At 71.4% G+C, this 14,544-nt stretch carries 12 protein-coding genes; 5 read left to right on the forward strand and 7 right to left on the reverse strand.

Features of this window, described 5'->3' with window-relative positions:
- Positions 1-69 precede the first annotated feature (69 nt).
- Together OHA21_RS19850 and OHA21_RS19855 are read right to left on the reverse strand one after the other, a co-directional pair.
- A complete protein-coding gene (locus OHA21_RS19850; RefSeq protein ID WP_328475638.1) occupies positions 70-1,029 on the reverse strand; it encodes a CinY protein in 960 nt (319 codons plus the stop codon).
- Positions 1,030-1,084: 55 nt separating this feature from the next.
- The gene (locus OHA21_RS19855) at positions 1,085-1,516 is read right to left on the reverse strand and encodes a universal stress protein (RefSeq protein ID WP_328475640.1); all 432 of its coding nucleotides are present in this window, start codon (positions 1,514-1,516) and stop codon (positions 1,085-1,087) included.
- A 180-nt stretch (positions 1,517-1,696) separates the two neighbouring features.
- Here OHA21_RS19855 and OHA21_RS19860 point away from each other — a divergent pair, with 180 nt between their 5' ends.
- Together OHA21_RS19860 and OHA21_RS19865 are read left to right on the forward strand one after the other, a co-directional pair.
- Positions 1,697-3,571, forward strand: a complete 1,875-nt coding sequence (locus OHA21_RS19860) for an MFS transporter (RefSeq protein ID WP_328475642.1) — start codon at positions 1,697-1,699, stop codon at positions 3,569-3,571.
- Between the two features lie 9 nt (positions 3,572-3,580).
- Positions 3,581-3,994: a VOC family protein gene (locus tag OHA21_RS19865; RefSeq protein ID WP_328475644.1), complete on the forward strand. Its 414-nt coding sequence runs from the start codon at positions 3,581-3,583 to the stop codon at positions 3,992-3,994.
- A gap of 11 nt (positions 3,995-4,005) precedes the next feature.
- On the opposite strand, the gene OHA21_RS19870 is transcribed toward OHA21_RS19865, so the two are convergent.
- Both OHA21_RS19870 and OHA21_RS19875 read right to left on the reverse strand, forming a co-directional pair.
- Entirely contained in the window at positions 4,006-5,115 is a 1,110-nt protein-coding gene (locus OHA21_RS19870; protein ID WP_328475646.1) for a serine hydrolase domain-containing protein, read from the reverse strand.
- Between the two features lie 115 nt (positions 5,116-5,230).
- Positions 5,231-5,998: a GNAT family N-acetyltransferase gene (locus tag OHA21_RS19875; protein WP_328475648.1), complete on the reverse strand. Its 768-nt coding sequence runs from the start codon at positions 5,996-5,998 to the stop codon at positions 5,231-5,233.
- A gap of 158 nt (positions 5,999-6,156) precedes the next feature.
- Here OHA21_RS19875 and OHA21_RS19880 point away from each other — a divergent pair, with 158 nt between their 5' ends.
- Both OHA21_RS19880 and OHA21_RS19885 read left to right on the forward strand, forming a co-directional pair.
- A complete protein-coding gene (locus OHA21_RS19880) occupies positions 6,157-7,041 on the forward strand; it encodes a LysR family transcriptional regulator (RefSeq protein WP_328475650.1) in 885 nt (294 codons plus the stop codon).
- Between the two features lie 44 nt (positions 7,042-7,085).
- Positions 7,086-7,382, forward strand: coding sequence for a hypothetical protein (locus OHA21_RS19885; RefSeq protein WP_328475652.1), 297 nt, complete (start codon positions 7,086-7,088; stop codon positions 7,380-7,382).
- 146 nt (positions 7,383-7,528) lie between these two features.
- On the opposite strand, the gene OHA21_RS19890 is transcribed toward OHA21_RS19885, so the two are convergent.
- Together OHA21_RS19890 and OHA21_RS19895 are read right to left on the reverse strand one after the other, a co-directional pair.
- Complete coding sequence (locus tag OHA21_RS19890) at positions 7,529-9,646, reverse strand: AAA family ATPase (protein ID WP_328475654.1); 2,118 nt, start codon at positions 9,644-9,646, stop codon at positions 7,529-7,531.
- Positions 9,636-9,917: a hypothetical protein gene (locus tag OHA21_RS19895; RefSeq protein WP_328475657.1), complete on the reverse strand. Its 282-nt coding sequence runs from the start codon at positions 9,915-9,917 to the stop codon at positions 9,636-9,638. Before OHA21_RS19895 ends, OHA21_RS19890 begins: the two co-directional genes overlap by 11 nt.
- 172 nt (positions 9,918-10,089) lie before the next feature.
- Here OHA21_RS19895 and OHA21_RS19900 point away from each other — a divergent pair, with 172 nt between their 5' ends.
- Positions 10,090-11,670, forward strand: a complete 1,581-nt coding sequence (locus tag OHA21_RS19900; protein ID WP_328475659.1) for a peptide chain release factor 3 — start codon at positions 10,090-10,092, stop codon at positions 11,668-11,670.
- Between the two features lie 41 nt (positions 11,671-11,711).
- On the opposite strand, the gene OHA21_RS19905 is transcribed toward OHA21_RS19900, so the two are convergent.
- Positions 11,712-14,411 carry a hypothetical protein gene (locus OHA21_RS19905; protein WP_328475661.1) on the reverse strand — a complete coding sequence of 900 codons (2,700 nt, stop codon included), beginning with the start codon at positions 14,409-14,411 and terminating at the stop codon, positions 11,712-11,714.
- Positions 14,412-14,544 lie beyond the last annotated feature (133 nt).

The raw sequence follows: 14,544 nt of genomic DNA on the forward strand, positions 1-14,544 counted from the left end.
TTGGAGCATGCTGCACTCGATGCCGCCGCCGGCACCGGCCGGACCGCGCGTGCTTTCCGCGCCCCTGGCTCAAGTGCGTTCTCGCCGCGAGTCACCGCGAGGCTGCTGCCGCCGCGGTGCGCGGGGCCGGCCGTGACCCGTACGCATAGCTGATCGGCCCAGGATCACCGCCAGCACGACAAGGCCCAGAGCCAGAAGAGCCAGGGCAACGGTACGCACGACGCTGCTCCCCGCATCCCGGCAGTCCGCCACCGGGTCGTCGTGGGTGAGCGCACACGTCATCAGCGATCCACGCCGCGCGCCGTACTCGCTGCGCAGCGCGATGCCCAGCTCGCGCCACTGGTGGCGGGTCTCGACGAGGGCGCCGGTCACCGCCTTCTCGAAGTTGCGGCCCACCTGGCCGCGCGGTGTCCCCGGGCTGGTCACGCTCCCGGTGACCGGGTCGATCAGGCCGTTGTCCTTGTTCAGGGCCGCGTGGGTGATGCGGCGCTCGCACATGCCGACGCCGGGCACGGTGTCGTGCAGCACGAAGCAGCCCGTCGCCAGGTCGCGCGGCACGTTCGGCGTGCCGGTCCCCCGCAGGTCGAGGACGGAGCTGGGCGCGGGCCGGTTCAGGCCCGGCGGGTTGTCCGGACCGACCGGGCGGGCCGGGTCCGCCTCGTCGGCCCACGAGCTGTGCGCGTAGAAGTCCTGCACGCCGTGCAGCGCCCGCCCGAAGCTCTCCAGGACCGTGCACTTGGCCCGCTGCTCGCCGTTCTCCGCCAGCCGGCACCCGCTGTCGAGGCTCACCTCGGCGGCGACGATCCGATCCTGATCATCGAGCAGCTCGCCGGCGCCGCTCACCGCTTCGGTGAAACGCTGCCGCAGGTGGGTGACGCAGTCGGTGATGCTCGCCGTGGCCTGCTCGCGGGTGCGAGCCGTGCGGGTTATCCGCTCGTGCTCACGGTGCTGTCCCCCGCCGTCGACGGTCCCGAACCCCGGAGTCGTCAGGAGACCGGCAGAGAGCAGCAACGGCACCAGCCGTCTCATCCCGCAAGCCTGGACGCCTCATCCGCCGGGGATGGCCGGAAGCCGACCCCCTTTATCAGCGGACCACGGTTACGGTGCATTTCGCGTACGCCGCGACGTGCTGGCTGACCGACCCGAGCACCAGGCCGGCGAACCCGCCGTGCCCGCGCTGGCCCACCACCAGCAGGTCGGCGTCCGCCGACTCCTCGATCAGCACCTTCGCCGGCCGGCCCTGCTTGACCAGCGGGCGCACCAGCACCGGCGGGTCCTCACCGAGCTCCTCCTTGATCACCTGAAGCAGGTCGTCGGCGGTGCGCTGAATCGGGTCGGGCACATACCGCTCGGACACGCTGACACTGCCGGCGGGCGGCAGCAGCGTGTGCTCCCACACGTTGAGCACGACCAGGTCGGTGCCGTGCTCCGCGGCCTCGGCGGCAGCCCAGGTCAGCGCTTTGCGGCTGCCGGGCGACCCGTCGACGCCGACCACGATGCTCCGCCAATCGCTCACCGTCGTCTCCTCCGCGTCAGAAATGCGAGCCCGGTGCTTTCCAGAGTGGTCGAGATCTTGCCCGGCCGCCATACCTGGGGATTTTCACGCATTGGCGCTCGTCATCACGCCGAGTTGCGGGCCGGTTACCACGGGCTTAGCTTCCGCTCAATGGCCGAACGGCTGAAAGAGGGGGTTCTCGTGACCACCACAACTACCGCCGGAACCGTCACTTCGGATGGCGGCGGGCAGATCGAACACAAGCCGCTGATGTCGGGGCCCGCCCTGCTGATGATGAACCTCGGCTTCTTCGGGGTGCAGTTCAGCTTCGGCCTGACCCAGTCCGCGGTGAACCCGCTCTTCCTGCTGATCGGCGCCAGTCCCGAACAGCTGCCGATCCTCAACCTGGCCGGCCCGGTCACCGGGCTGATCATCCAACCGCTGATCGGGGCGATCAGCGACCGCACCTGGCATCCACGCTGGGGCCGGCGACGCCCGTTCATCACGGCCGGCGCCCTGCTCTGCGCGGTCATCCTGTTCCTGTTCCCGTTCGTCGGGATCCTGTGGCTGGCCGTCGTCTGCTTCTGGCTGCTCGACGCCGGCAACAACACGTCGATGGAGCCGTACCGGGCGTTCATCTCCGACCGGCTACCGAAATCTCAGCTGGCCCGCGGCTTCCTGACGCAGAGCATGTTCACCGGTGCGGGCGCGGTGCTGGCCAACCTGTCGCTGTTCCTGCTGGAGAAGGTCGAGGGGCTGCAGCGGACCGCCGGCAACGGGGTGCCCTATTGGATGTACGTCTGCTTCATGATCGGTACGTTCTGCATTCTGCTGACCGTTCTGACGGCGATGGCCCGTACCAAGGAATTGACCCCTTCCGATGAGGATCTCGCCGAGATCCGGTCGGCGCCGAAGGGTCTGCACCACGCCGTGCGGGAGATCGCGGACGCCGTACGCGTCATGCCGGTGGCCATGCACAAGATCGGCGTGGTCTTCATGTTCCAGTGGTACGCCATGTTCATCTACTGGCAGTTCGTGGCGGTCAGCCTCGGCGAGACGGTCTTCGGCGCCACCCCGGAGGAGGGCGGCCCGGCCTGGGAAGAGGCGATCGGGTGGAGCGGCCTGGAGAACGCCGCCTACAACTTCGTCACCATGGTGTCCGCGCTGTTCCTGGTCGGCTTCGCCCGGCGGATCGGCGCCAAACGGGTGCACGCGGTCGCGCTCGGGCTGGCCGCGGTCTCGCTGGTCTGGCTGTCCCAGATCACCAACCAGTACCTGGCTCTGGTCCCGATGATCGGCCTGGGCATCTTCTGGGCCAGTGCGGTCGGCGTGCCGTACCTGATGGTGGCCAGCATGGTCCCGGCCAAGCGCACCGGTGTCTACATGGGCATCCTGAACATGATGATCGTGGTGCCGATGCTGATCCAGACCGTCACGTTCGGCTGGATCTTCGAGCACTGGCTGGACGGCAAGGGCAGCAACGCGATCATGCTCGCCGGGATCCTGCTCGGCCTCGGCGCCTTCGCGATGCTCTGGGTCAACCCGCCGGACGAGGCCGACGAGTCGCCGATCGTGCCGCTCGGCGCGAAGCGCAGCATCACCGTCTACGACCGGGTCGTGGTCGGCTCGGACGGCACCCCCACCAGCCTGTACGCCGTGGACCGGGCGGCCGAGGTGGCGCAGGCCGCGCAGGCCCGCCTCGTGGTGATCACCGCCTACCGCGAGGGCCCTTCCGCCGACCCGGCCGAGGGCGCACATCGTGATCTGTACGGTGTGGACGCCGCCCGCGAGGCCATGGAGAGGTCGGTCACCGGCCTGACCCGGGAACGGGCCCGCTACATCGACCAGCGCCTGGTGATCGGCGATCCGGCGCAGGCCCTGCTCGACGCGGTCGGCGCAAACCCGGCGAACCTCATCGTCGTCGGCAACCGCGGGCTGGGCGCGAGCCAGGGACAGCTGCTCGGCTCGGTGCCGGCCGGCGTCGTGAAGAACGCCGTCTGCGACGTCCTGGTGGTGCAGACCTCGGCACTTGACGAGGAACGCGTGCTGGCCGCCGAGGAGACTGAATCTGGTTAGGGTGAGGGCATGAAGCCCGCCACCGTCGTCGTCTCGCTGCCGATCACCGACCTCGACCGGTCGCTACGCTTCTATCGCGACGGGCTGGGCCTGGAGACCGCCGACGTCGACGAGGGCATCATCGCCTTCGAGCTGCCGAACCTGTCGCTGTTCCTGATCGAACAGAGCGAGTACGCGAAGTACGCGAGCCGGGCGGGCGTTCCGTCCGGCTCGCCGGCCGCGGGGGCGATCATCATCTCCTGCGCGATCGGCAGCAAGCAGGAGGTCGACGACACTGTCGCCCGCGCTGCGTCGGCGGGCGGCACGGTCGCCGCACCGCCCGCCGAGGCAGACGGGTCGTACTCGGGCTACTTCAGCGACCCCGACGGGCACGTGTGGGAACTCGTCCACAACGAGCGCACCGAAGCGGCCGCCGCGCAGTAGCAGCGCACCGCCTACTCGCCACCGCCGAACACGGCCTCGACCAGACGCTGCGTCGCCTGCTGGAACGGCACGGCCAGCGACATCGCGGCGTCGTCGACGTAGTTCAGCGTCGCGGTCAGGGTGGTGCTGCCGTCGGGGGTGCTGTACATCAGCGCGCCGTGGCCGGCGATGCCGCCGTTGTGGGTGATCAGCTTGCCGTCGTTCTGCACGAACACGCCCAGGCCGTAGCCGGCCTTGGCTTCCGGGGTGCACATCTCGGCCAGCAGGGCGGCGGGCAGCAGCCTGCCGCCGAGCAGGGCGGAGATGAAGACGTGCAGGTCCCGGCTGGTCGAGATCATGTTGCCGCCGCTGGAGATCCAGGACGGGTTGTGCCGGGTGACGTCGATCGTCTTCTCGTGCCGGTAGTAGGCGTGGGCGTACGGCGACGGGAGATCGGTCTCCGTGGTCGGCGCGACCGTGCCGGTCAGCCCGAGCGGGCCCAGGATCAGCCGCTGCATCTCCTCGGCGACCGAGCGGCCGGTGACCTTCTCGACGAGCAGCCGGGCCAGCACGTAGTTGGTGTTGGAGTAGCTCCAGTCCGCCCCGGGCTCGAATCGCGGCGGCTTCGCCAACGCCAGGCGTACCAGATCTTCGGGCTCGTAGTTCTTGAACCTCTTCTCCACCCACTCGTCGCCGAGCACCTGCGGGTTGGGAATCCCGGAGACGATCGTGCCGTCCTCGAAGAACTCGCCGGTGAAGTTGAAGACGCCGCTGGTGTGCTGCAGCAGCATCCGCACGGTGATCCGCGGGTCCAGCCCGAATCCGGGCAGATGGTTCGCAACCGAGTCGTCCAGCCCGAACCGGCCCTCGGCCACCAGCTGCAGCACCAGGGTCGCGGTGAAGGTCTTGGTGTTGCTGCCGACGCGGTGGTGCCCGTTCACCGGGGGTCTCGCGGTCCCGCCGAGCTCCCCCAGCCCGGCGCTGCCTATCCATTCGCCGCTTCTGTCGTTTACCCGCAGCGTCACGCCGAGGATGCCGGAGTCGACAATCTCCTCAATGAGCTGCTGCAACTCAGGGCGGTCGCGCCCGGCGGCAGCCAGCACAGCTCCGCCGTCCGCGGCGGCCGTGATCATGGTGGACATGGTTGTGCTCCCTTGACTCGGTTCGATGGCTTCGGCACGGGTCCCCCGCAACGGGGGCGGGCGCAGGGCGGCGGCCGGCTCCGGGGCTCGGCTGGTCGCAGTGTCACCCGGCCGTTCATGACAGACCTCCGATGAGCTCGTAGAGGTGGGACCGCCGCAAAGCACGGAAACCCAGGTCTTTGCGTACGGCGAGCAGGTGCGGATCGCCGTCGTCGGTGACGGTCTCGATCTCGTCGATGTGCGGGTGGACCTCCCGCAGCCGCTGGATCAGGGCGGCGTTCACCCAGATGCCCAGCCGGCGTCCGTGATGGTCGGGCAGCACGACCGGGCCGTACTGACGGGCGCGAGGATCGGCGAACGTCCCGACGACCGCCACGGCGTACGCCGCCAGATCACCGTCCGCGTCGGCGGCGGTCAGCACGGCGTTGCCGGGACTGCTCGGGCTGCGCAGCAGTTCCTCGATCCGGGCCGCGTCGGGCAGGTCGCCGGTCCACTGGACCAGGCGGTATCCCGGGTGCTCGGCGTCGACCAGCTCACCCAGCCAGGCGCGGTGCACATCGCAGTAGGCGAGCAGATCGAGACGCCGGGAGGAGGTACGCCGGAAGCCGTGCCACCGGCAGAACGCCTCCGCCGCCGACCCCGCCGCCACATCCGCGAGCAGACGGGAGCCGGGACTCTCCGCCCGTACGGTCGCCAGCAACCGTGAGCCGATCCCGCGACGCCGCCAGCGCGGTTCCACGTACAGATGCAGCTCTTGACCGGTCGGAAGGAACGGCCGCAGGCCGGCCGTCCCGGCCACCCGGCCACGCGCTGTCACCGCCTGCCATCGCCGGAGCCCCGGACGACCCGGCGTCGCCACAATGTCGATCAAGGCCTCGGTCATGGCTCTCACGATCGCCCGGGCCGGCCGGGCGGAACAATGCGAAAGATCGAACCGCCGGATTAGCCGACGGTTATCGTTCGACGTCAGCCGCGCCCCGCGATCAAGCGGTGGACACCTCGCCGTAGACTTCCGGCTCGCGAACCGGGAGGCGGGGTCAGGTGGAACTGCGCGACATCGAGATCTTCCTGACCCTCGCCGAGGAACTGCATTTCGGGCGTACGGCCGAACGCCTCCACGTGACCGCGGCGCGGGTCAGTCAGTCGATCAAGCAGCAGGAGCGCCGGATCGGCGGCGCCCTGTTCGAGCGGACCAGCCGCAGCGTACGGCTCACCCCGCTCGGCGAACGGCTCCGCGACCGGCTCGGGGCGGGCTACCGCGAGATCATGGCGGGCATCGAGGAGGCCGGCGCGACCGCTCGCGGGCATGCCGGCACCCTGACCATCGGCACGTTCGACACCCACTCGCAGGAGATCTCCGCCCTGCTCGACCTGTTCCGGCAGCAGAACCCGCAGTGCGAGCTGCGCATCCGGGAGGTCCTGCCGACCGACCCGCTGGGCGGTCTGCGCGCCGGCCGGGTCGACGTCGGCGTGCTCTGGCTGCCGATCCGCGAACCCGACCTGGTCGTGGGGCCGGAGCTGTTCACCGAACGGCTGGTGCTGGCCGTCGCACCCGACCATCCGCTGGCCGGCCGGGACGACGTCCAGGTGGAGGACCTCGGCGACTACCCGGTGGTGTCGCCGGAGGGGCCGATTCCGGACTACGTGTGGCAGGCGCACACCCCGGCCACGACCCCGTCCGGCCGGCCGATCCGGCCCGGACTCAGCGTGGTCACCTTGGCGGAGGCCTTCGCGGCGATCAGCGGCGGCGACGTGATCTCCCCGATCGGGGCCTACGCGGCCGACTCCCGCCTGCGCCGCGACATCAAGTTCCTGCCGATCACCGACGCGCCGCTGCTGCGGTACGCGCCGGTGTGGCGCAGCGCCAACGAGACGCCCCTGGTCCGCGCCTTCGTCCAGGCCGCCACCAGCTCGAGTTCCCGCTGATCCGGGCCGACCTCACCGACCCCACCCTGGTCGAAGGCGCGGCCGTGCTCCCTGAACTGCTGGCCGGCGCGGGCGTCCCTCGCGACCAGGCCGTCTGGCTGGTCCCCACCGAAGACTTCCAGCGCCACCACTACCGGCAGCGGACCTGGGCGCGCGACCTGCTCGCCGCCGCCCCCGACCCGGAGGCGGCCTTCGATCGCTGGATGCAGCGCGACGCCCTCTTCGCCCGTCGCGTCGCCGTACAGGCCCGCAACCTGGGCTACCCGATCATCATCGTCGACGGCACCACGGACGCCGGCCACATCGCCACCACCGTCGACGGTCTCCTGTCACCTCTCTGACGGCTTCAACCCTCGGTTGGTGTTTGGGGCGGGCTCAGCATCGAGCCCACTGCAGCCAACGACGACGACGTCAAGGCGGCGGTCATCGACTCCGTGACAGAGATCCTGCACCGGCAGATCGGCAAAGGGCGGGCTGCCTGAGCTGCTCACCCCGGCGACGTCCAGGACCGGCGCAGGAAGTCGGCGATCAGTGGGTGGTTGAACGAATAGCGGCCGTTCAGTTTGATCATGAGCGTCGTGCGTACCAGATGGTCCAGGAACGCCCGGTACTGCGGCGGCAACCGATCCTCGATGCTGATCGCTGCCGGCGCGAGGCTGCTGGCGACGCCCGCGGCGAGAAACAGTGTCGCCACCGGCAGGATCACCATGAGCGCGACGAGGGCGGCGCAGAGCCAGGGCCAGGCGGGCTCGAGGTACCACCTGCCCAGCGGCGCCCCGGCGAGCGCGGCGTCCAGGTAGGACAGCGCCGCCGCGTTCAGGTGGCCCCAGGGCTCCTGGTCGAGGGCCCGATACGTCTCGATGGTGGCCCGGACACCGGGGCGGGCCATGCCCCAGTTGATCAGCAGGCCCAGGAGCAGGCCGCAGATCGCTCCCACCACACCGATGGCGAAGGCCATGGCAGCGGTCAGGACGCCGAAGGTGCGCCACCGCATCGGGTCGCGGCCCGAGCTGAGATCTTCGTACTGGTCAGGGTCGGCGGGCACGCTGCGGGTGAGCAGCTGATAGCAGAGGTACGCCCCCGACGCGACGACGATGGCCGCCATGCTCAACCCCGAGCGGGTCGGGGACTGGATGGCGCGGGCCACCACCCAGGCCACCAGGAGTCCCTCGGCTGCCAGCGCGGTCAGGCGTACGGGAAAGTCGAACAGCCGTCGCCCGATGAACTCCCGTCGCGTCCTGCCGGGCGCCCCGCGCAGACCCTCGTAGGGGTCGTGCAGGCCCTCCGGGCTGAAGAAGGTCAGGCGCATGAGCAGCATCGCCGTGGCCGCGGCGACCAGCGCGACGAGCCACCCGCCGAGGAGATACCCGCAGCCGGCCACCAGCAGCGCGGTCAGCGGGTAGCCGATCAGCCGGGGCCCGTACCGGATCAACCGGCGCAGGCCGGTGCCACCGATCCAGCGCGGGTCCGGCACGCCCACCACGAACGCCTTGTGGTGTTCGGCCATCAGCGCGGCCAGGGAGCCTGCATAGCGCCGGGCCGTCGGCGGATCGAACTCCTGCCGGACGTCCTCGGCTGCGAGCACGTGGTCGACGTAGCTGCCGATCACCCGTTCGCGCAGCTCAGCGGCGTCACTGACGTCGAGGTCCACGGCCGGGGCGGTATGCGACGCGAGTGCGGCGGCCGCCACGTCCAGCGGGGTCCGCAGCAGTTCCCGGGCGACGGCGTTCACCGGCGAACCGGCGAGCGCGGCCGACACCGCCTCCGCGCTGGGCGCCTCGACCTCCACGGCGTGGAACGGCAGCCGGACCGGCACCGAGGTCAGGTCCTCCGTGCGGGTCGCCAGGACGATGTGGTTGCCGGGACACGAGCGGTGGAACCCGATCAGCTCGGTGACGAACGTCTCCCGCTCCTCGTCGCCCAGCGCGTTCATGTCGTCGAGCAGCAGGTAGATCTGGCCGGTCTCCAGCCAGGCGCGCACCGTACGGGCCGGCACCCGGAAGTCGATCTCCGCTTGCCGGGTGACCCACTCCAGGAAGGACTTCGGCGCCGTACCGCCGAACTGTTGTGCCTCGAAGCGGGAGGCGACCGGCAGCAGCAGCGGAAGCTGCGAGATGACGTTGCCGTCCACCGGCGCCGCGGCGGCCCGCGTCAGCGCCTCGGCCAGCTGGTGGAGCAGGGTGGATTTGCCCGCGCCCGCCGGCCCGGCGATCACCAGCAGGCCACCGGAGGCGTCCGCCACGGCCTGCACGCTGCGGTGCTCGACCTGCACGCCGGGGCGCTCCCACGGCCGCAGCGCCCGGCCGTCGACGACGTGCGGGGCGTAGGCGAAGGTGACCGGGAGGTGGAACTCGGCGCCGTACGCGCGGGTGACCGCGGCGGCCAGGGTGTGCGCGGCACGCTCGCGCACCAGCTGTGTCATCCCGCGCAGCAGCTCCTGCCGGCTGTGCCGCTCGTACGTCTCGACCAGCCGGCGCCCGTGCGGGTCGGCCGGGTCGTCGCGGACGTTGACCACCAGCGAGCCGACGCCCACGACGTAGGCGCGGGCGTCGCCCGCGACATGGATCTCCTGATGAACCTGCGCGGGATCGCGGTCAGCGCTCATCGATGCGGAGCTCACCCTGGCCGACGACGTCGGCGCGGCCGTTGCCCTCCACCTTCACGTCCTGGCGGATGTCGTAGCGTCCCGGCGGCGGGTCAGGCTGGTTGCGCGTCCCGGCCGAGGCGACCCGCATCGCGAGGAGCGCGGCGCCGAGGACCACCACCGCACAGGCGATCCACCAGGGCCAGCCCGCGTGCAGCTCGTTGACGAGAGCACCCACCACCGCGCTGAGCACCACACCGACACCCGCGCCCCAGACGACCTGCCTGCTCATACCGTCACAGCCTATTGACGCCGCGCGATCGCTAATACCCCGCATTCGAGGTACTCCCGGGCGATATGACGCTCCCCACCAGGGGCTTGGCGAGGATCTCGGTGGGGGCGACGTTAAGGTTGGCTCCGGGTTGCCGCCGGTCTGCGGCGCGGGTGTCGTGGGGAGCGGATTGGTGAGTCAGAGCGTGCTGGGTTCGGCGGGGGTGGCCGCTCAGGCCGGCCGGAGGCGTACGTTCGCGGTGATCTCGCACCCCGACGCCGGTAAGTCGACGATGACCGAGGCCCTGGCCCTGCACGCCCGGGTGATCGGGCAGGCCGGCGCGGTGCACGGCAAGGGTGACCGGCGCGGCGTGGTCTCCGACTGGATGGCGATGGAGCAGGAGCGTGGCATCTCGGTCACCTCGGCCGCGCTGCAGTTCTCCTACCGCGACACCGTGATCAACCTGCTGGACACGCCCGGCCACGCCGACTTCTCCGAGGACACCTACCGGGTGCTGACCGCGGTCGACAGCGCGGTGATGCTGCTGGACGCGGCGAAAGGCCTGGAGCCGCAGACGCTGAAGCTGTTCGAGGTGTGCCGCCAGCGCGGCATCCCGGTGATGACCTTCATCAACAAGTGGGACCGCCCCGGCCTGGACGCCCTCGCGCTGATGGACGAGATCGAGCAGCGGATCGGGCTGCGGCCGACCCCGCTGACCTGGCCGGTGGGCATCGCCGGGCACTTCCACGGCGTGGTCGACCGGCGCACCGGCGTGTTCACCCGGATGCAGCGCTCCCCCGGCGGCGCCGACCTCGCCATCGAGGAGGAGATGAGCGCGGCGGAGGCGGCGCAGCAGTTCGGCGGGGACTGGGACACCGCCAACGAGGAGCTGGAGCTGCTCGCGCTGAGCGAGGCCGACTACGACGAGAAGGACTTCCTGGCGGGCCGGAGCACGCCGGTGCTGTTCGGCGCGGCGGTCGCCAACCTCGGGGTCCGGCAGCTGCTGAACGTGCTGCTCGAGCTGGCGCCCGCACCCTCCGCGCGGCCGACCGTGTCGGGCACCGACCGGCCGGTCGACGGGACCTTCTCCGGTTTCGTGTTCAAGATCCAGGCGAACATGAACCGCACCCACCGCGATCAGCTCGCCTTCGTACGGGTCTGTTCCGGCCGGTTCGAGCGGGGCATGGTGGTCACCCACGCCGGCACCGGCAAGCCGTTCACCACCAAGTACGCGCAGCAGATGTTCGGCCAGGGCCGCGACACCATCGACGAGGCGTTCCCGGGTGACGTGATCGGCCTGGTCAACGCGACCGCGCTGGGCATCGGCGACACCCTGTACGCCGGGGACGCGGTGCAGTTCCCGCCGCTGCCGTCGTTCCCGCCGGAGCACTTCGCCGTCGTGCGCACCTCGGACACCTCGACGTTCAAGCGGTTCCGGCGCGGCATCGAGCAGCTCGACGGCGAGGGCGTGGTGCAGGTGCTGCGCTCGGAGCAGCGCGGCGACCAGGCGCCGGTGTTCGCCGCGGTGGGCCCGATGCAGTTCGAGGTCGCCACGCACCGCCTCGAGGCCGAGTTCGGGGTCAAGGTGCAGCTCGACCGCCTGCCGTACGAGGTGGCCGCCCGCACCGACGCCGCCGGCCGGGAGATCCTGCGCACCGAGGCGAACGTCGAGGTGATGACCCGGGTCCGCGACGGCGCCCTGCTCGCGGTGTTCCCGCACAAGTGGCGGATGCGCACTATCGCCGGCCGGCACCCGGAGCTGCGACTCGACTGACGCCCGGGTGGCCCGCGCACGGCGGACCACCCGGGCGGCGCTCAGTCCGTCACCGTTCCGGTGACCTTGCCGAGTTCGTCGCCGAACTGCAGGTCGACCACCTCCGGACCCTCGGCCACGTCGTCCGGGACCGTCGGCACGACGATGTCGGCGGACGTCTCGCCGGCCTCCAGGAAGACGTACGGGGACAGGCCCGACGCCGACAGCGGACGCTCCGGCTCGGGCTCCTCACCCGAGTACGCCCGGAACCAGTCCGGATGCACGTCGAGGGTCGACAGCTCGGTGCCGGTGGCGGGCGCCTCCGGCCAGCCGCCGGCCACGAGCCAGCTCTCGGCCGCGGCGGAGAGCGTCAGCCGCCAGCTGAGTGTTCCGCCCTCGGCCACGGTGTCCGCGACCGGCGCGAGACTCATCGTCGGCATCGGATCGTCGTTGCGGATCTCCACCGCGCCGGCGTAGTCGCCGACGACGAAGCCCCGCTGCGACTTGGCGAGCACGTAGGTGGCCTCGCCCTCGGCGTACCTGGTGTCGCCGGCGACCTCGACCGGCACCTCGATGACGCGCTGATCCGGCTCCACGGTGGTCTGCCAGCTCCGGCTCTCGCCGGTGAGCAGGTGCAGCACGGTCAATGACAGCCGGCCGCCGCCGCGACCGGTGATCCGTAGGGGCACCTGGTACGTCTTCGTTCCCGAGTCCCCCTCGTCGACGACGAGCCCACCGAGGTCGACACGGGGCAGGGCCACCGGCCGCGGATCCGGCAGGTCGGGCCCTCGGCCCCAGGCGTCGAGCAGCCAGGCGCGGCCGTTCGCCGTCCGCGGCGTCAGCTCCAGCTTCGCCACCTCGCCCCGGAAGCCCCGCAGCGGCACCCGCAACTCCTGCGCCCAGTGCGAGGACGTCAGCCCGGTGCCGGGCAGCCCGTCGGCGCGGACCTCGCCGAGGACCGCACGCCGCCCGGCCGGATCGGTGACCGCCACGGTGAATCGGGTGCCGGTGGAGTTCGGCGGCACGATCAGGCGCAGCGCCAGGCCCCGGGCGGCGCCGAGCGACATCGGCCGCCGCGGCGCCAGGGTCAGCGGTGTGCCGGCCGCCGTCCAAGTCAGGTCGGCCGCATGCCGGCCCGGTTCCGGAACGGCCCCGAAGTACGTCGCGAAGTGCACCGCCGGCCACACGTCGGTCGACGTCACGAGGCAGGCGGCCGACGGATCGGCGGTGACCTGTTCGCAGATCCGGGCACCGCCGGTGGCGGTGACCGACGGGTCGGGCAACAGCGCCGCGGTTCGGGCGGCGCCGAGCGCGTGGCTGAGCACCCGCGCCGGCGCGGCCGAGGCCGCGCTGACCCCGCTGCCGTCGAGCAGCGGCAGCATCCGCTCGTCGCCGTCGAACAACCGGGCGGCGGCCGCGATGTACGTGGCACCGGCGCTCTGCTGCTGCGCCGCGCTCAGCCGGGTGGGCGCCGTCGTCCCGCACACCGCGTCGTTCTCGTCCCACCAGGACCAGTCGTCGATGGACGGCGCCGCCGACTGCCCTGGCGTCCACTCGGTGTTGAAGAAGTTGTGGTTCGCGCCGACCATGTACAGCGAGCTGTGCAGCGCCCTCCCGCGACTGACCCCACGGGTCTCATCGATGAACATCTGGCCCTGCAGGTCGGAGACGTCGCCGTCGCAGCCCGGGAGGATCGTCGCCGACGGCACGTCCGGGACGGGGTTGTGCCCGAAGATCGTGGGACCGATGAGCAGCAACCCGCGGATCGTCCAGCGCACCTCGCCCGGGTAACCCTCCTGCGCGGCGGGTGGCGGGGTCAGCGAGTCCATCGCGGCCCGGCTCACCCCCTCGCCCCCACGCGAGTGCCCCATCAGGAACACCCGGCCGAGGTCGGCGCGCGGCGCGGCGCGGACGACAGCGGGAGCGCCCGCCCGGCCGGTTCCGGACCAGTCGGCCCACTTCCCCAGGTGCTGCCGCACCAGCGAGGAGCGACCCTGGGCGCCCGCGTCCTCCAGTGGCCCGTCCTGACCGTTGATGCCGTTGGCAGCGATCGAGACGGTGACCCAGCCCTGCGAGGCGAGCAGTTCCTGCGCCTGCAGGTAGCCGCGGTGACTCGGGATCGGCTGCATCCCGGCGGGACAGGGCCACTCGATGCTGTCCTGCTCGCCGGCGAAGCAGGTGGTGTGCCGGCCCTGCAGGAACAGCGCCAGCGGGCGGTTGCCGGGCGCGCCCTTCGGCGCCACCACCACGGCTCGCATCTCGACCGGCGCGGCATAGCCGGGCAGCGTGACGTCGGCGAGCCGGTATTCGCCTTCGACGGTCCGGTACGGCCCCTTGATCCCCGGGTCGACGGAGTGTTCCGGCAGCGGCGCGGGCGGGATGACGACCGGCGCAGCACCGCGCCGCGCCGCCTGCGGCGCCCGATCGATGCGGCGGCCACCGGAGCGCACCGAGAGGTCGTCCAGGCTCCACACCCGGCTCAGATCGAGCGAGAACGTCGTGTGGTCGGGCGTGAAGTCCGGCACGCCGAGCCGCCGCTCACCCGACCAGAACTCCACCGCGGCGTCACCGGCCGGCACCTGCCGGTCGGCGCGCCAGGTCAGCTTGCCGCGCTCGACCGACCATCCGTCCGGCAGCGCGGGCCGGGCCGCCGCGGAGGGCACTGCGGGGGACGGGGCCGGGGCGGGAGCAGCCCAGCCCGGACCGCCGCCGCCCAGCACCAGAACCATGGCGAACGCCGCGGGCACGAGAAGTCTTCGCATGCGCCCGTTTTAATAGACGAGTGCAAGTTCCTCGATCGCCGACCCGCCTGATCGTCAGCCGGCGCCGAGAGCCTCCGCGCGGTGCAACACGGCGTCGAGCATGGGTTCGGTCAGGCGGCCGGGCCGGGTGTTC

Origin of the sequence: Actinoplanes sp. NBC_00393 (assembly GCF_036053395.1) — a bacterium.
In the GTDB taxonomy this organism is placed as follows: domain Bacteria; phylum Actinomycetota; class Actinomycetes; order Mycobacteriales; family Micromonosporaceae; genus Actinoplanes.